Here is a 16794-nt window from a genome sequence, read left to right on the forward strand (position 1 = left end):
GGCTTGGGCCACATATGCCCCACATCTGCCGGAAGTGTGATTTGGGATACAACCTTTGGCGGATACTGCATATAATGCGTAGCGGGACTAGGAGGTAGAAGCGTGACTACCGCTGCACCGACGGCGACGCCGTCGCCGATCGCGGCCGATGACCGGTTTGCCCTGCATGAGCTGTGCGAATACGCCACGGCGGCACTGCGCACCCCGATTCCGGCCGGTGGCCGACTCAAGGCCGACACCGACGCCGAGGTGCGTTTCGTGCTGCACGAGATCTGGAACGGCACCGTGGGGGCGATCAACCGACTCGGCGACGAGGACGGTCCGGAATCCCTCGACGTGCTCACCGACCTCCTCGGTCGCGTGCGCCTGTTCGAGGCCCGCGTCTACGACGCCCAGATGGCCCGCCACGCGATGCGCCTGAAGGACGTCCAGCGTGCCCTGACCACCCTCAGCACCGCCCGGGACCTGGGCGAACTGCACCAGCGCGTGGCCGAGGAACTCTGCACGCTCGGCTTCGACCGCGGCGCGGTGTCAACCATCGACGACGGCCGGTGGGATTACCACACCATGTTCATCGAGAAGGATCCCGCGCTCGCCCAAGAGCTGGTCGACATCGGGCAGGCGCACCGCCCCGTCATCGAAAACCGCCTGGTCGAATCCGACATCCTCAGCCAGGGCCGCACCGTTCTCGTCTACGACGTCCAGAACAATCCGCGCGTCCACAAGGATCTCGTCCGCGTCTCCAACTGTCGCTCCTACGCGGGCGCGCCGGTGCGCGTCGACGGCAAGATCGTCGGCATGCTCCACGGCGACATCTACTACGGCGACCGCGAGGTCGACGAGATCGACGGCGCCGCACTGGGCCTCTTCGCCGACGGGGTGGGGCACGCGATGGCCCGGGTGGCGTTGCGCAACCGGCTCGCGAACGTCCGCGCCGAACTCGACCGGCTCGACGAACTCACGCCCGCGCCCGCCCCGGTCGCGGTCGCGACGGCCCGTCCGGCGTCGGCACCGATCAAGGAGTTGACCGATCCCCTGTCCCGCCGCGAAGTCGAGGTCGTCGAACTCCTCGCGTCGGGCGCGACCAACCGCATCATCGCCTCGCGGCTGTGCATCAGCGAGGGCACGGTGAAGACCCACATCAGCCATATCCTGCGCAAGATCGACGTCGGGAACCGGGCCGAGGCGGTCGCGTATTGGCTGCGCCGCCAGCACGCCGTCGACTGAGTCAGAACTTGCCGTCGAGGAACTCCGCGTAGGCCGGGAGGTCGAGTTGTCCGTGGCCGGACAGCCCGATGACCACGACCTCCTCCTTGTCGCTGTCGGCGACGTGGGCCGCGCACGCGGCGATGGCATGGGTCGACTCCGGAGCGGGGACGATGCCCTGGGTCCGGGCGAACTGCACGCCGGCGGCGAACGCGTCGTGCTGGGTGATGGCGACGCCCGAGACCAACCCCTTCTCGACGGTGTGGCTCAACGCCGGGGCCATCCCGTGATAGCGCAGGCCACCGGCGTGGATCGGATCGGGCACGAAGTCCATGCCCAGGGTGTGCATCTTGAGCAGCGGGGTCAGGCCCGCGACGTCGCCGTGGTCGTAGCGGTACTCACCCTCGGTGATCGACGGGCAGGCCGCCGGCTCGGCCGCGACGATCCGCGGGTTGGACCGGCCGTGCAGCTTCTCGCGCAGGAACGGGAAGGCCAATCCGCCCAGGTTCGATCCGCCGCCCGCGCAACCGAACACCACGTCGGCGCCGTCCGGCTCGACGAGCGCCAGCTGTTCGACGGCCTCCTGGCCGATCACGCTCTGGTGCAGCACGACGTGGTTGAGCACGCTGCCCAACGCGTAGCGGGCGGCCGGATCGCCGGCCGCGACCTCGACGGCCTCGCTGACCGCCATGCCGAGGCTGCCCGTAGTGTGCGGATCCTTGGCGAGCATCGCCTTGCCCGACTCGGTGAGTTCCGACGGGCTCGGGTGCACCGTCGCGCCGTAGGTCCGCATCAGGTAGCCGCGATACGGCTTGGAGTCGTAGGAGGCGCGCACCTGCCACACCTCGACGTCGATGCCGAACTGGGCGCCCGCGAACGCCAGCGCGCTGCCCCACTGCCCAGCGCCGGTCTCGGTGGTCAGCTTGGTGACCCCGTCGAGGTGGTTGTAGTAGGCCTGCGCCACCGCGGAATTGGTCTTGTGACTGCCGACGGGGCTGACCCCCTCGTACTTCACGTAGATATGCGCCTTGGTGTTCAGCGACTCCTCGAATCGGCGGGCACGGATCAGTGGCGACGGCCGCCACATCCGATAGATCTCGCGCACCGCCGCGGGGATCTCGATATACGGCTCCGCGGCCACCTCCTGCGCGATGAGGCCCATCGGGAACAGCGCGACCAGGTCGTCGGGCCCGACCGGCTCCTTCGTCCCCGGGTGCAGGTGCGGCGGAATCGGCTCGTCGAGTTCGGCGGCCAGGTTGTACCAGTGCGTCGGGACGTCGACGGTGACGATGTCGCGGTAATCGGTGGCGGTCATGGGCGCCACGCTATCGGCAAGACCCGCCGGTGCGGTGCGGTTTCGCCGCCGCAACCGGATGCGGATCAATCCGGCAGCATCGGGGCGTCGTCGCCGTGCCGGTGCCCTACCAGGCGCCCGCGGGTCACCGAGTCGCGCCCGAAGCGGGTGCGCAGATCGTCGATCGCGATGTCGAGCTCGGCGTCGTGGTCGGCCTCGAAGGGCAGGGCCAGTTGGACGGCATCGGGGGAGCACAGGTTGGTCAGCGAGAGTCCGATCAGGGTGCAGCCGCGCTCGCGGATCAGCGGCAGCGCCTCGTCGAACAATCCCCTGGCGATGGCGAGGATGACGACGGTCGACTCGGTGGGCTCGCCGATCGAGCGCGACCGGGTGACCCGTTCGAAGTCGTGGAACCGCAGCCGGAGGACGACCGTCCGACAGAGGCGCCGCGCCGTCCGCAGCCGCTTGCCGAGACCGTCGACGATGGCGATCAGCGTCGTCTCGACGTCGTCCTCGGACTTGATCCGACGGCCGAGCGCGCGCTGCGCACCGATCGATTTCCGGCGGCGCCCCGTCTCCACCCGACGGGGATCGCGCGCCATCGACAGCGCGTAGAGGTGCCTTCCGGAGCCGTGCCCGAGTAGGCGCCCGAGGTTCTCCTCGCCCAGGGCGGCGAGGTCGCCGACCGTCTCGATCCCCGCGTCGGCGAGCTTCGCCTCGGTCTTGACCCCCACGCCCCACAGTCGCCGGACCGGCAGCGGGTGCAGAAAGGCCAATTCCTCGCCGGGCGGCACGACGAGCAGCCCGTCCGGCTTGCCGACCGCACTGGCCACCTTCGCGAGGAACTTGCTGCGCGCCGCGCCGACGGTGATCGGCAGGCCCACCTCGGCGCACACCCGCGCCCGCAGCCGCTCGCCGATTTCGGCCGGGCTCCCGCTGATCCGCCACAAACCCGCGACGTCGAGGAAGGCCTCGTCGACCGAAATGCCCTCGACCAGCGGCGTCGTGTCGCGGAAGACCTCGAAGACGGCTTTGCTGGCCTCGACGTAGGCGGGGAACCGGGGCGAGACGACGACCGCGGCACCCCGGCACAGCGCCCGCGCCTGGAAGCCCGGCATCGGGGTCCGCACGCCGAGCGCCTTGGCCTCGTAACTCGCGGCCAACACCACCCCGCCGCCGACGAGGACCGGGCGGCCGCGCAGCGCCGGGTCGTCGCGCTGTTCGACGGAGGCGTAGAAGGAATCGAGGTCGGCGTGCAGGATCGACGCCTCGGTGCGCTCTCGCTTCTCGATCCGCATGCGCCGATGGTGACATCGACGTCGGACACTCCCGCTACTTCGGCGCGTACCCGACGATGGCCCGGGCGAAACCGAGGTTCTCGACGACCAGCTCGTCGGGGGTCGACGGGCCGTCGGGGCGGAACCAACTGGACACCCCGACGCACATCGTCGTGATGGCCCGCCCGGCGGCCTTCGGCGACGTCGCGGTGAACGCGCCCGACGCCGCGCCGTCGGCGATGATGTCGTCGACGATGCGCTGCAGCCGGTCGCGGTAGCCGACGTAGGTGTCGCGGTAGTCGTCGTCGATACTGCGGATCTCGGTCGATCCGACGAAGGCCAGCTCCCGGCGGAACATGTGGAAGCGCAGCAGCGACTCGACCACGGCGTCGAATCGGGCGAGGGGGTCGGGACCGGCTTCGGCGACGGCCGCCTCCGAGCGCGCGAGGAGGTCGAGCATGGCGACCTCGAGCAGCCCCTGGAGCAGGGATTGCTTCGACGGGTAGTGGTGGTACAGACCGGGCACCGAGAGGTTGGCGCGCGCGGCGATGTCGCGCACCGAGGTGCCGTGGTAGCCCTGTTCGACGAAGGCGGCCAACGCGGCTTCCAGCGGCGCGGGCAACGAGCGCGGCCCGTATTCGCGCCAGGCGCCCGCGGTCACCGGCGCGACGGCGTCGGCCACGACCGTCTCACTCACGCTCGCCGAGCAGCAGCGCGGTGCAGACGTCGATCAGGGGGGAGCGCGTCATCTCGACCCGGTCGTCGAGCCACGCAGCCAAGAGGTTGGCCAATCCGCCGACCCGGTAGTACGCGCCGGCCACGTCGACCGGGCGGGCCTCGTGGGACCCCGCGGTGGTCTTCGCCGTGATCGCCGCCAGGTGCTGGGTGGCGGCCAGCCGCCGTTCGGCCAGGGTCGCCGAGACGAGCTTCGGCGAGAACAGCAGCCGTCCCTTGCGCCGGTCGTGGTCGATGACGTCGACGATCGCGGTGACGGCCTCGCGGACCCGCTCGGTGATCGTCGAACCCCGGGAGAACGCGTCGCTGGCCCCGACCATGATCTCGTCGATGACCCGGTCGTAGGTGGCCGCGATCAGCTCGTCGGCCGAGCCGAAGCTCTCGTAGAAATACCGCGCGGTCAGCTTCGCCTCGCGGCAGACGCCGCGCACGCTCAGCGCGCCGCCCTCGCTGGAACCGAGAACCTCCAACGCGGCGTCGAGCAGCTGTTGGCGCCGACGCGCCACGCGTTCGTCGCCCTGCTCACCGGCGTAGGTGCGCAGCGCTGTTATTGAAGACAACGTGGAAGGCATTGCTCCATTGTGTCAAAGAACCCGGCCGCTCCGATGTCTAAGCATTGACACAGTTTGGCGGGGCGGGTCAGAATAGGAACTGACAACACGCGTTGTCACAGTAATTCGTTCGGCAAGATCGCACCGTCGTGAAGTGGCGATGGAATAATAGAAATCGACGATAGGGAGCGAGTATGACGACGTTGTCGCACATCCCCGCCGAACAGCGACCCAAGCGGATGTCCCGGGAAGAAATGGACGCACTGACGTCGCCGGACATCCCGCTCTACATCGCCGCGCTGCTCGCCGGGCCGGCGAACGTCATCATGCAGCTGGCCAACGTCCCTGTCGGCCGGGGCGTCGTCGAGAGCAAGGTCGAGTCCGGCAATCTGCTCCTGCACCCGATCAAGCGGACGCGCACCACGCTGACCTATCTCGCCGTCGCCGCCGCCGGCACGCCGGAGGACCGCAAGTCCTTCCGCGAGGCGGTGAACTCGGCCCACCGCCAGGTGCACTCCACCCACGATTCGCCGGTCAAGTACAACGCCATGGACCCCAAGCTGCAGCTCTGGGTCGCCGCCTGCCTCTACCGCGGCTGGGAGGATATGGCCCGCCTCTATGGGCGCCCGGGCGACGTCAACGAGAAGGCCTATCGCCAGGCGGTGACGATGGGCACGACGCTGCAGATGCCGTATGAGATGTGGCCGGCCACCCGCGCCGACTTCCAGGAGTATTGGGACGGCGTCGTCGCGCAGATCGAGATGGATCCCGAGGTCCGCGCATATCTGACGAAGCTGACCAAGCTGGGCTTCCTCGGCAAGGGGCCGCAATACGTCCTGGGTTGGTATGCCCAAGCGCTGACCCTCGGATACCTGCCGCCCGAGTTCCGCGACATGATGCGGATGCATCCGAGTCCGGCCCAACGCACCTTCTTCGACTTCCACAACGTCGTGATCCGCACGGCGACCCGGATCACGCCGCGCCCGATCCAGGAGATCCCGTTCCGCCTTCTCCTCGCCGACGTCCGGCGCCGACGCCGCAAGGGGCAACCGCTGGTCTGAGGCCGGCCGGCCCCGGCGAGCACCGGGCGTCGCAGAGCGGGGTGTCCAAGAACATGGACAGATACGCCACCGCCCACCTGGTTTCAATGGTTCGAACACCATGAACGAGGGGAGCGTGGCGACCGATGCTGCGAAAAGGACTCAACCGGTTGGCCACCTCGGCGGCGGCACTGGCGCTCGTCGCCGCGGGCCTGCTCGGCGGCATCCCGTCCGCCTCGGCGGCGCCGGACCGGCCGACCGACTTCCTCTACCTCAACGCCCTGGGGACGCCCCGGATCACCGGTTTCGCGATCACCGCATCGGGCCGGATCGTCCGTCTTCCGGCGGCGACGATGCCGAGCCGGCTGCTCGCCTCCAGCATCAGGGCCAACCCCGACGGCCGTACCCTCTACGCGGCCGCCGAGCAGGCCGGCGTCCTGGTCCACCGCATCGGACCCGACGGCTCGCTGCGTCGCGTCGCAACCCTGAAGCCGCCCTTCGGGGCCGCCCTGACCATGGGCGTCTCCCGCAAGGGTGACTCGCTCGCGGTGGTCTACGGGCCCGACGTGCGCGGCGGCGGAGTCATGCAGGGCTATGCGATCGACCGGGCCGGCATCCCCCACCGGCGGGGCCCCGCCTTTCCCCTCGGCCCCGTCCCGTTCGGCGGCCTACCGCTGCCGCAGCTGACGTTCTCCGCCGACGGCCGCAGCGTCTACGCCGCGAACTATATGGTCGGCGGACTCATCCGGTACGCCGTCCACCCCGACGGCTCGGTGTCGCCGCGGGAGACCGTGCCCGGAATCCCCGGGCCGGTGAACCCCACGGTCACCCCGGACGGCAGATTCCTCTACACGGCCAACGAGACACTCCCGAGCATCGGGGCCTACCGCGTCCTGCCCTCCGGGGGCCTGGTGGCGTTGCCGCAGGTGGCCTTTCCGGCCACCGGCGTCATCCCGCACGGCATCACCATCACGCCCAACGGGAGGTTCCTGTACGCCCCGAACGCGATCTCCAACCGGATGTCGGCCTTCCGCATCGGCCGCGGCGGTGCTCTGACTCCCTTCGGCCTCCCCGGCCTGATCGGCCCCTCCTTCGCGGGGAACCCGGAACCGGGGGTCTTGAACGGCCAAGCCTGGGTGACCGCCGACGGCAAACGCCTCGTGGCGGTCGACATCGTCGGCTCGGTGCACCGGCCCAACACCTCGGTCCGCCAGTATCTGATCGGGGCGAACGGCAACCTCACCCGGATACCGGGCTCCTACGACGCGGGCGTCTTCTTCTCCGCCGCGTCGACACTGGTGCGCGCTCCGAACTGACCACGCACGGCCAACGGCTGGCCTAGCATCGGTTGCCATGCCACGTTGGTGCGCTTCGCTGCTGGTCGCAGCGTCCCTTGCGGTCTCCGGGTCGACGATCGGCGCGCCGGTTTCCGGTGCCGACATCGCCAACGGCCGCTATTGGTACGTCAAAGAGAGCATCGTCCTCGACGCCCCGCATCTCTGGATCGTCCGGCCGCAGATCGGCAAGAAACGCTTCACGGCGGCGGTCAGCGGGAACACCCTCACCATCGACTACCCCGCGTCGGAGGAGAAGGCCACCAACGTCTTCCGCATCCGCCCGACCCGCGACGGCGGATGGATCGCGACCAACCCGCTCTACCCGGCGGACCACTTCCGCCGCACCGGCTACGGCTACCGCACCGATCGCATGGTCTTCGGCACGCTGCTCCGCGATCGCCTGATCCGACGCTGATCGCCGGGTACTACGCGACGGCGTAGACACCGAGCAGGGCGACCCCGGCCACCAGCAAGGTCGCGAAGACGGCCAATACGACGGCCGGTCCGGCGCTGCGCATCAGGGACCGCAGGTGGACGGCGGTGCCCATCCCGAACAGCGCCGCGGCCAAGGCCAGGTTCTGCACCGTCCCCAACGGCCCCAGCCACGACGTCGGGACGGCACCGATGCTGCGCAGGGCGACGCAGACGATGAACCCGACTACGAACAGCGGGACGATGGGCGGCCGGGCGACGGCCGCGGAGGTTTCCGCCGGCCTCCGCCGCTGCAGCATCCCGACGACGGCGACGACCGGTCCCAGCATCAGCACGCGGGTCAGCTTCACCACGACCGCCACTCCGACTGCCGCGGCACCCGCCGAACTGGCGGCTCCGACGACCTGCCCGACCTCTTGCACGCTCGCCCCGGTCCAGATGCCGTATTGGGTCGCGGACAGGCCCAGCGGGTGGTGCAGCAACGGCATCGCCACCATCAGCACCGTCCCGCACAGCGTCACCATGGCGATCGCCGTGGCCACGTCGTCCTCGTCGGCGCCCGCGGTCTCCTCCATCGCCGCGATGGCCGATCCGCCGCAGATCGCGAATCCGGTGGCGATCAGCAACCGGCGCGGCGCACCCATCCGCAGTCGTCCGCCGACGTAGTAGGTCACCCCCAGCGTGGTGACCAGGGTGACCACGACCAACCCGATCACCGGGACCCCGAGATGCGCGACGGCCCCCACCGAGAGGGATAGGCCCAACAGGACGACGCCGATGCGCAGCACCCGCTTGGTCGCCACCTGCACTCCCGGCCGGCAAACCTGCGGGTAGGCGCCGACGTTGGCCGCGACCGCACCCAGCAGGACCGCCCAGGTCAGCACCCCGACACCGGGAACCAGTCGGTGGGCGAAGAAGGAGACGGCCGCACCGAGGGCGACGAACACGATCCCGGGAAGCGACTCGTGGTGCAGCAGCACCGCCGGGTTCGACTGGCCACGCGTGCGCTCGAGGATTGCCATGCATCAAGCGTCGCGTCGGCCGGCGGACTCCGGTAGCCACGATCTCGACATCGGGTCATGCGCGCGGCGCATGACCCGACCGTTCGGGAAATGACCGGCGACTACCCGCCGACGACGTCCAGCAGCGCCCGCGCCGGGTCGCTCAACGCGCGTTCGGGCCGCCACACCGCGGTGAACGGCCGCTGCAGATCCAACCCCGCCACCTCGACGTCGCGCAGGCGTCCGGCGGCGACGTCCTCGGTCAGGGCCAGGCTGGAGAGCACGATCGGCCCGACTCCGGCGGTGGCCGCCGCCCGCAGCGCGGTGTTGGAGGCCACGACCATCCCTTCGCGCAGTGACAGCCCGTGGCGCTGTAGGGCGCGGTCCAGGGTGAATCTGGTACCCGAGCCGGATTCCCGCACGAGCAGTTCGGTCTCGGCCAGCTCGGTGACCGGCACCGGCCCGGAGCGCGTCGCCCACTCGTGGGTCGGGGCCACGGCGATCATGAGCCGATCGCGGCCGACTCGGCGGTGCGCCAACTCGGCGGGGACCGCGGGGGTCTCGACAAACCCCAGTTCGTAGTCGCCGGCCTCGACGAGTTCGATCACCCGCCGGGAGTTCTCCACCCGGATCGACACGTGTACGTGCGGGTTGCTGACGTGCAACCGTCCCAGCCAGGACGGCGCGAGATATTCGGCGATCGTCATGCTGACCGCGACCGACAGGTCCGAGGCCGCCGCCTCGTTCAGCGCCTGGACCGAGCGGGAGAACTCGTCGGCCGCGGCGAGTAGCGGCACCGCCCAGTCGACGACGACCTGCCCGGTGGCGGTCAGCTCGCTTCCCCGCGTCGACCGCTCGAGCAGCCGCGTGCCCAGGCGTCGCTCGAGGGCGCTGAGCCGTCGGCTCAGCTGCGGCTGCGAGAGCCGCCGTTCCTGCGCGACGGCGCCGATGCTGCCCTTCTCGGCGACCGCGACCAATAGGTCGAGGTCGTCGAGCGACGGCCGGGCACTCCCGCTCACCGCTTCGCCAGCTTCACCCGAGACCCCTTACCGTCGCCGCGCCGCGCTATCCGATCCGCTTGAGCACGTCTCGGTCCAACGCCGCGACATCGGTGTGGCCGGACAGTCCCAGCGTGAGGTCGAGTTCGGCGACGATGTTGGCCAGCACGTCGCGGGCGCCCGCCTCCCCGGCGATCGCCAATCCGTACATGTGGGGACGGCCGATGCAGGCCGCGTCGGCGCCCAGCGCGAGGGCTTTGAACACGTCGGAGCCGGTGTAGATGCCGGAGTCGACGAGTACCTTGATGCGCCCGGACACCGCGTCGACGACGTCGACGAGGGCGTCGACGGAACCGATCGCGCCGTCGACCTGGCGTCCGCCGTGGTTGGAGACGATGATCCCGTCGACGCCCACGTCGACCGCCTGGCGCGCGTCATCGGGGTGCAGCACCCCCTTGAGGACGATCGGCAGATCGGTGCGGGCGCGCAGCCCCTCGATGTCGGTCCAGGACAGGCTCGGGCGCGAGTAGGTCCCGAGGAAGGTCTCCACCGCGGCGCGCGGATGTTTGTCGACGAGGTTGCGCCACCAACTGCCCGGGGCGTTGCGCGCGATCGAGACCAGCGTCTTGATCGCACCCACCGACGGTTTCGGCGACTCCGCTTCGGGATCCGGATTCCGCACCCGCTCGTCGACGATGGCTCGGAACCGCTCGTCACGGGTGTACTGGGCGATGCCCTCCCCGCGCGCGAAGGGCAGCGATCCGATGTTCAGGTCCTGCGGGCGCCACCCGAGCATCGTCGTGTCGAGGGTGACCGCGATCGCCCCGGCACCCATCGCCTTGGCGCGGGCCAGGAAGCTGTCGACCAGATCCTCGTCGACCGACCAGTACAGCTGGAACCAGCGCGGGGAACCGGGCGCGACGGCGTCCATCCCGGCGGCCACGTCCTCCATCGACGCGCTGCCCTGGTTGCTCAGGATGTACGGCAGCCCGAGGGCGGCGGCCGCACGGCCGATCGCCACGTCGGCGTTGCGGGTGACGAGTCCACCGGCGCCCACCGGGGAGACCAGCACCGGTGCGGGCAGCGAAGCGCCGAACAGTTCGGTGGCCAGGCTCCGCTGCGAGACGTCGCGCAGGACCCGCGGCACGATCGCCCAGCGCTCCAGCGCGGCCCGGTTCGCCCGCATCGTCGCCCCCTCGCCGGCACCCCCGGCGACGTAGGCCCAGGCCCGTTCCGACATGGCCCGGTGGGCGCGGCGCTCCAGTTCGGCGAAATCGGTCGGCACGGTCGGCCGGCCGCCGCCGACCCCGGCCCGATAGATGACGTTCTGGCGTTCCCGGCCGTATCCCTGATCCACGCGCCCAGCCTATCCAGGCCAACGGCCCGGACGCCTCAGTCGGTGAAGACTGTGTTCCGAAATCAGTCGCGGACCAGATAGAAGTAGAAGTGGCGGTCGCGGACCAGCGACGACTTGCCGTTCATGATGCCCATCAGCGTCTGGTCGTCGACCCGCTTGAAGTGGTCGATGACCGCCTGTCCGTCGTAGACCATCGACGCGGTGACCTCGCCGCGGAATTCGACATGCCAGAGGCTCGCCTCGCCGTGCCCCAACTCCTTGTTGGAGTACAGCTGCCCGTCGGCGCCCCGGCACACCAGCGGCTGCACGTCGGTGGGCGAGATGAAGTTCTTGCCGTACCAACCGACCTGTTCGAGCTGCCCATCCATCGGATGCCCGGTGGGCAGCTCGCCGCCGCGCCACGACCCGAGGATCTCCTCGATGCGGACGGTGGGCAGCTGGGCCCACAGCTCGTCGAGCGCCTCGGGCGGGTTGACCTCGCCCGAGGCGATGTGGGCCAGGACCTGACCCGCGGCATCGACGTCAGGCACCGACGGCGGTCTTCTCGTCGACGGTGCCGAAGACCATGCCCTCGGTGATGTCGTAGCGCCGCGCGTCGTAGGCGTCGAGCACCAGGTTGTGGCGGACCACCCACGGCTGCGTCTTCGACGCCTTGGGCAGGTTGCCCGCCGCGCGCTGCACGTAGCCGGAGTCCAACTCCAGCAACGGCGCATCCTCCATGATCTCGCCGCCGGTCGTCGGGAAGGCGTGGGTGTAGCCCTTGTTCCGCATGTGCTGGATGAGTTTGGCGACGGCCTGCGCGGTGAGGTCGACGCGCAGCGTCCACGACGCGTTGGTGTAGCCGACGGCCCACGCCAGGTTCGGCACGTCGTTCAGCATGTAGCCGCGGTAGGCGTAGTGGTCGCCGGGCTTCTGCTCCGCGCCGTCGACCGACAGCGTCGCACCGCCCATCGCGACGATCTCCAGCCCGGTCGCGGTGACGACGATGTCCGCGTCGAGGTGCTTGCCGGACTTCAACACGATGCCGGTCTCGTCGAACTTCTCGATCTGGTCGGTGACGACCTCGGCCTTGCCCTGCTTGATCGACCGGTACAGGTCACCGCCGGGGATGATGCACAGGCGCTGGTCCCACGGCTCGTAGCGCGGCTTGAAATCGACGTCGACGGGGTAGCCCTTGGGCAACTGCGCCATCGCCAGTCGGCGCATCGTGCGCCGAGCCAGCTTCGGGAAGCGGCGGGCGAACTGGTACTGCCCGAAGGTGATCATGGCATTGCGCGTGGCGATGATGCGGTGGCCGGCCTTGCCGGGCATCGCCTTGAGCACCAGCGTGGTCATCGGGTCCGTCGACGGCGCCGGCATCATGTACGTCGGCGAGCGCTGCAGCATGGTGATCTTCTCGACGTCGTCGGCCATCGACGGGATCAGCGTCACCGCGGTGGCGCCGGAGCCGATCACGACGACCTTCTTGCCCTTGTAGTCGAGGTCCTCCGGCCAGAACTGCGGGTGGACGACCTGGCCCTTGAACTTGTCGATCTCCGGGAACTCCGGGTTGTAGCCGCGGTCGTAGCGGTAGTAGCCGGCACAGATGTAGAGGAACCGGGAGACGTAGGTGCGCTTCTTGCCGCCGACCTCGGTCTGCACGGTCCACAGGTCGGTCGTGGTGTCGAAGTCGGCCGTGATGACCTTGACGCCGAAGTCGATGTGCTTGTCGATGCCGAAGTGGGCGGCGGCGCTCTGCAGGTATTCGCGGATCTCGTCGCCCTGCGCGAAGGTGCGGTTCCCCTTCCACGGGTACCAGGGGAAGCTGAGGGTGAAGATGTCGGAGTCGCTGCGCACGCCCGGGTAGCGGAACAGGTCCCAGGTGCCGCCGATCTGGTCGCGCTGCTCGAGGACCGTGTACTTCAGGTCCGGGTTGCGCTCGGTGAGACGGTAGGCGCTGTCGATACCCGACAGGCCCGCGCCGACGATGAGGACGTCGAGGACGTCGGTGGTCGTGGCAGCCATGATTGCGTTCTCCTAGTTCGGGGAAATTCAGTCCATCCTAGACCTATGTGACAATCCCCATTGTCACACGGCCCGGTGTCGACGAGCTAGCCCGCCTTCTTCGCCGCCGCTTTCTTGGCCGGGGCCTTCTTGGCGGTCGCCTTCTTGGCCGGTGCCTTCTTCGCCGGCGCGTCCTTCGCCGCGGTCTTCTTCGCCGCCGGCGCCGATCCGGCCCGATCCTTGACCGACGCGCGCAGCGCGGCCAGCAGGTCGGCCACCTCGCTGTCCTCCGCTTCCGGCCGCGCCGGCTCGTCGTCGGCGAAGGCCGACGTCCCGCCGGCCTTCGACTCGATCAGCTTGCCGAGTTCCTCGGTGTAGGTGTCGGAGTAGTCGTCCGGGTCGAAATCGTTGGCCATCGTCTCGATCAGCGACTTGGCCATCTCGAGTTCCTGGTCGCGCACCTCCACGTCGGATCCGAGGAAGTCGAAGTCCGGCTTGCGCACCTCGTCGGGCCACAGCAGCGTTTGCAGCGTCATCACCCCGTCGACGACGCGCAGCGCGGCCAGGCGGGTGCGGTTGCGCAGGGTGAAGTTCGCGATGGCGAGGCGGTCGGTGGACTCCAGCGCCTTCGCCAAGAGCACGTACGCCTTCGGCGACTTCGACGACGGTTCGAGGTAGTACGGCTTGTCGAAGTAGATCGGATCGACCTGGTCGGCGGGGACGAATTCGAGGATCGAGATCTCCGGGCTCCGGGTCACCGGCAGGGTCTTGAGATCCTCCTTGGTGAGGACGACGGTCTCACCGGAATCCGATTCGTACGCGTTGGCGATGTCGGCGAACTCCACCTCGGTGTCGGTCCCCTCGCGCACCCGCTTGTAGCGGATCCGGGTGCCGTCCTTGGAATCGACCTGATGGGATTTGCGGTCGTGGCTCTCCGTCGCCGAATACGCCTTGACGGGCACGTTCACCAGGCCAAAACTCAGGTCGCCGTTCCAAATGGAGCGCATGGGCCAATTGTGCCATTGTCGGCGGGAAAACCTGTGGGTTGCGAGAATGGACGGGGAGAATGACGAATAGGCGTCGACGCGAAGGGGTGCCGGGGTGAGCAGCGGCGGGGTCCTCGAGGTCGACGGCCATTCGATCAGCGTCACGAACCTCGACAAAGTCCTCTATCCGGCGACGGGCACCCGCAAGTTCGACGTGATCGACTACTACACGCGGATCGCCGATTTCATGCTCCCGCACCTGTCCGACCGCATCGTCACGCGCAAGCGCTGGCCGTCGGGCGTCGATGCCGCGCCCTTCTTCGAGAAGAACATGCCGGCCGGGGCCCCGGAGTGGCTGTCCCGGCACACCGTCGGCCACAGCAAGCGGGCCATCGTCTATCCGGTCGTCACCGGCCGCGCCGACCTCGTGTGGCTGGCACAGATGGCCGCGCTCGAACTCCACGTGCCGCAGTGGCGCACGTCGGACGACCTCGCGAACCGCATCGTCTTCGACCTCGACCCCGGCCCGCGGGTGCCGTTGCACCAGTGCGCGCAGGTGGCGCTGCTCATCCGCGATGTCCTCGCCGACGCCGGGCTGCGCTGCTGGCCGGTCACCAGCGGCGGCAAGGGGATCCACGTCTATGCGCGCATCGACCCGCCTGTGTCGCCGAACTCCGCGCGCACGGTCGCGCACGAATTGGCCGACGGTCTCGCCGCCGCGCACCCGGATTTCATCACGGCGACGATGACCAAGTCCGTGCGCGACGAGCGGGTCTTCCTCGACTGGAGCCAGAACAGCGCCTCGAAGACCACGCTGGCCCCGTACTCGCTGCGCGGTCGCGAACGTCCGTGGGCCGCGGCCCCGCGCTCCTGGTCCGAGCTCGCCGATCCCGACCTGCGCCAATTGACCTTCGACGAGGTCCTCGAGCGCGCCGAGGCCGACGGCGACCTCCTCGCCGGCCTCGATCCGGGGTGGTCGAGATCTCGATACGACCGCTCCTCCGTCGCGGTCACTCGATCCGGCGGTGGATCCGAGCCGCAAGGCGAGGAACCGTATCGAGACCGCCGCAAGGCGAGGAACCGTATCGAGACCTCGGAAGCCGACGATCCCACCGCGACCACCGTCGTCAATCTCGGCGAGTACCGCCGAAAGCGCCGACCCGGCAAGACCCCAGAACCAGGCGTCACCGACGACGAAGCAGCCACCCCTGTCGACGAACCCGAACCCGAACCCGAACCCGACGAATCCGAATCCGAGACCCCGCGCGAGGGCCCGATCTTCGTGATCCAAGAGCACCACGCCCGGCGCCTGCACTACGACTTCCGGCTGGAGCACGACGGGGTGCTGGTGAGTTGGGCGGTGCCCAAGAACCTGCCCGACGATCCGACGCAGAACCGGCTCGCCATCCAGACCGAGGATCACCCGCTGGAGTACGCGGATTTCGCCGGCGACATCCCGAAGGGCGAGTACGGCGGCGGGCACGTCGAGATCTGGGACACCGGGACGTTCACCGTCGAGAAGTGGCGGGCCGACGAGATCATCGTCGTACTCCGCGGCAGCCGGGTGCAGGGCCGCTATGTGCTGATCCGCACCGGCAAGGGGGACGACGACAAGAACTGGCTGGTCCACCTGATGGCCGACGAGCCGCGCCCGCTGCTCCCCGATTCCCTGCGCGATCCGCGCCCGATGCTGGCCACCGACGAGAACATCGAGCAGCTCGACGACAGCTGGGCCTTCGAGGGCAAATGGGACGGGTACCGCCTCATCGTCCGCTACGCCGACGGGAAGCTGCGCCTCACGTCGCGCTCGGGAATCGACATGACCGAGGATTTCCCCGAGCTCGGCGCCATGGCAGCCGATCTCGGGCTGCTCGACGTCGTGCTCGACGGGGAGGTCGTCGCCCTCGACCCGTCGGGGCGGACCAACTTCACCCTGCTGAGTTCGCGGCGCAACGCCACCGAGCCGTACCGGCTCAAACTGTTCCTGTTCGACATCCTCGCGCTCGGCGGAAAGTCGCTGCTCTCGACGCCGTGGGAGTCGCGCCGCCAGCTGCTCGAAGAACTCGGCCCGCTGTTCCGGGGCTCGCCCTACGTCGAGATCCCGCCGCTGCTGCCCGGCCCCGGTTCCGCCGCGGTCGCCGCCAGCCGCGAACACGGCTACGAGGGCGTGGTGGCCAAGCGCCGCACGTCGACCTATCAACAGGGTCGGCGGAGCAAGACGTGGCTCAAGCACAAGAACTGGTCCGACATCGAGGTGGTCGTCGGCGGGTGGCGCCCCGGTCGCGGCTCGCGGGAGAACACCATCGGCTCCCTTCTCGTCGGACTCCCGGAGGCCACGGGACTGCGATACGTCGGCCGGGTGGGCACCGGATTCACCGAAGCAGCGCTGAAATCCCTTGTGGCAGAACTGAAACCGTTGACGATCAGCCGCAGCCCCTTCCTCGACGCCCTCGACTCGCCGGTCGCCTCCAGTGCCACCTGGGTGTTGCCGAAAATCGTGGGCGAAGTGCAGTTCCTAGACTGGACGTCGAGTGGCCACCTCCGCCATCCCAGTTGGCGGGGCATCCGGCGCGACAAGCTGCCCGGCGACCTGTAGG

Annotated in this window: 15 protein-coding genes; 5 read left to right on the plus strand and 10 right to left on the minus strand. The window is 69.2% G+C overall.

Annotated elements, in window-relative coordinates; translation table 11 throughout:
* Positions 1-102: 102 nt before the first annotated feature.
* Positions 103-1227 (plus strand): LuxR C-terminal-related transcriptional regulator, encoded by a 1125-nt coding sequence (locus HUN08_RS17635; RefSeq protein ID WP_124247570.1) that lies wholly within the window; start codon positions 103-105, stop codon positions 1225-1227.
* Between the two features lies 1 nt (position 1228).
* Here HUN08_RS17635 and HUN08_RS17640 read toward each other — a convergent pair whose 3' ends face one another.
* The 4 genes from HUN08_RS17640 to HUN08_RS17655 form a co-directional block, all read right to left on the minus strand.
* Positions 1229-2521, minus strand: a complete 1293-nt coding sequence (locus HUN08_RS17640; protein WP_124247569.1) for a TrpB-like pyridoxal phosphate-dependent enzyme — start codon at positions 2519-2521, stop codon at positions 1229-1231.
* Positions 2522-2586: 65 nt separating this feature from the next.
* Positions 2587-3798 (minus strand): DNA polymerase IV, encoded by a 1212-nt coding sequence (dinB, locus tag HUN08_RS17645; RefSeq protein WP_124247568.1) that lies wholly within the window; start codon positions 3796-3798, stop codon positions 2587-2589.
* Between the two features lie 34 nt (positions 3799-3832).
* Positions 3833-4474 carry a TetR family transcriptional regulator gene (locus HUN08_RS17650; RefSeq protein WP_124247567.1) on the minus strand — a complete coding sequence of 214 codons (642 nt, stop codon included), beginning with the start codon at positions 4472-4474 and terminating at the stop codon, positions 3833-3835.
* A complete protein-coding gene (locus HUN08_RS17655; protein WP_124247566.1) occupies positions 4467-5084 on the minus strand; it encodes a TetR/AcrR family transcriptional regulator in 618 nt (205 codons plus the stop codon). The genes HUN08_RS17650 and HUN08_RS17655 overlap by 8 nt, the downstream gene beginning before the upstream one ends.
* Positions 5085-5257: 173 nt before the next feature.
* Here HUN08_RS17655 and HUN08_RS17660 point away from each other — a divergent pair, with 173 nt between their 5' ends.
* The 3 genes from HUN08_RS17660 (at position 5258) to HUN08_RS17670 (ending at position 7855) form a co-directional block, all read left to right on the plus strand.
* Positions 5258-6124: an oxygenase MpaB family protein gene (locus tag HUN08_RS17660; RefSeq protein WP_124247565.1), complete on the plus strand. Its 867-nt coding sequence runs from the start codon at positions 5258-5260 to the stop codon at positions 6122-6124.
* Positions 6125-6249: 125 nt separating this feature from the next.
* Positions 6250-7419 carry a beta-propeller fold lactonase family protein gene (locus tag HUN08_RS17665; RefSeq protein WP_124247564.1) on the plus strand — a complete coding sequence of 390 codons (1170 nt, stop codon included), beginning with the start codon at positions 6250-6252 and terminating at the stop codon, positions 7417-7419.
* Between the two features lie 37 nt (positions 7420-7456).
* The gene (locus HUN08_RS17670; RefSeq protein ID WP_124247563.1) at positions 7457-7855 is read left to right on the plus strand and encodes a hypothetical protein; all 399 of its coding nucleotides are present in this window, start codon (positions 7457-7459) and stop codon (positions 7853-7855) included.
* Positions 7856-7865: 10 nt separating this feature from the next.
* Here the strand turns inward: HUN08_RS17670 and HUN08_RS17675 are convergent, their stop codons facing one another.
* From HUN08_RS17675 to HUN08_RS17700, 6 genes are all read right to left on the minus strand, one after another.
* Complete coding sequence (locus HUN08_RS17675) at positions 7866-8894, minus strand: YeiH family protein (RefSeq protein ID WP_124247562.1); 1029 nt, start codon at positions 8892-8894, stop codon at positions 7866-7868.
* Between the two features lie 101 nt (positions 8895-8995).
* Positions 8996-9892, minus strand: coding sequence for a LysR family transcriptional regulator (locus HUN08_RS17680; protein WP_124247561.1), 897 nt, complete (start codon positions 9890-9892; stop codon positions 8996-8998).
* Positions 9893-9938: 46 nt separating this feature from the next.
* A complete protein-coding gene (locus HUN08_RS17685) occupies positions 9939-11228 on the minus strand; it encodes an alpha-hydroxy-acid oxidizing protein (RefSeq protein WP_124247560.1) in 1290 nt (429 codons plus the stop codon).
* Positions 11229-11290: 62 nt separating this feature from the next.
* Positions 11291-11758, minus strand: coding sequence for a DUF4334 domain-containing protein (locus HUN08_RS17690; RefSeq protein WP_124247559.1), 468 nt, complete (start codon positions 11756-11758; stop codon positions 11291-11293).
* Positions 11751-13232 carry an NAD(P)/FAD-dependent oxidoreductase gene (locus tag HUN08_RS17695; RefSeq protein ID WP_124247558.1) on the minus strand — a complete coding sequence of 494 codons (1482 nt, stop codon included), beginning with the start codon at positions 13230-13232 and terminating at the stop codon, positions 11751-11753. Before HUN08_RS17695 ends, HUN08_RS17690 begins: the two co-directional genes overlap by 8 nt.
* 86 nt (positions 13233-13318) lie before the next feature.
* Positions 13319-14218, minus strand: a complete 900-nt coding sequence (locus HUN08_RS17700) for a Ku protein (protein ID WP_124247557.1) — start codon at positions 14216-14218, stop codon at positions 13319-13321.
* A 94-nt stretch (positions 14219-14312) separates the two neighbouring features.
* Here HUN08_RS17700 and HUN08_RS17705 point away from each other — a divergent pair, with 94 nt between their 5' ends.
* Positions 14313-16793: an ATP-dependent DNA ligase gene (locus tag HUN08_RS17705; RefSeq protein WP_124247556.1), complete on the plus strand. Its 2481-nt coding sequence runs from the start codon at positions 14313-14315 to the stop codon at positions 16791-16793.
* The last annotated feature ends 1 nt before the right edge of the window (position 16794 follow it).

Source organism: Gordonia sp. X0973 (assembly GCF_013348785.1).
Lineage (GTDB): Bacteria > Actinomycetota > Actinomycetes > Mycobacteriales > Mycobacteriaceae > Gordonia.

Bases quoted from the DNA above. Each gene is read 5' to 3' on its own strand.
- HUN08_RS17640 (WP_124247569.1), bottom strand. From the start codon at position 2,521: ATGACCGCCACCGATTACCGCGACATCGTCACCGTCGACGTCCCGACG.
- dinB (WP_124247568.1), bottom strand. From the start codon at position 3,798: ATGCGGATCGAGAAGCGAGAGCGCACCGAGGCGTCGATCCTGCACGCC.
- HUN08_RS17655 (WP_124247566.1), bottom strand. From the start codon at position 5,084: ATGCCTTCCACGTTGTCTTCAATAACAGCGCTGCGCACCTACGCCGGT.
- HUN08_RS17660 (WP_124247565.1), top strand. From the start codon at position 5,258: ATGACGACGTTGTCGCACATCCCCGCCGAACAGCGACCCAAGCGGATG.
- HUN08_RS17665 (WP_124247564.1), top strand. From the start codon at position 6,250: ATGCTGCGAAAAGGACTCAACCGGTTGGCCACCTCGGCGGCGGCACTG.
- HUN08_RS17670 (WP_124247563.1), top strand. From the start codon at position 7,457: ATGCCACGTTGGTGCGCTTCGCTGCTGGTCGCAGCGTCCCTTGCGGTC.
- HUN08_RS17675 (WP_124247562.1), bottom strand. From the start codon at position 8,894: ATGGCAATCCTCGAGCGCACGCGTGGCCAGTCGAACCCGGCGGTGCTG.
- HUN08_RS17695 (WP_124247558.1), bottom strand. From the start codon at position 13,232: ATGGCTGCCACGACCACCGACGTCCTCGACGTCCTCATCGTCGGCGCG.
- HUN08_RS17700 (WP_124247557.1), bottom strand. From the start codon at position 14,218: ATGCGCTCCATTTGGAACGGCGACCTGAGTTTTGGCCTGGTGAACGTG.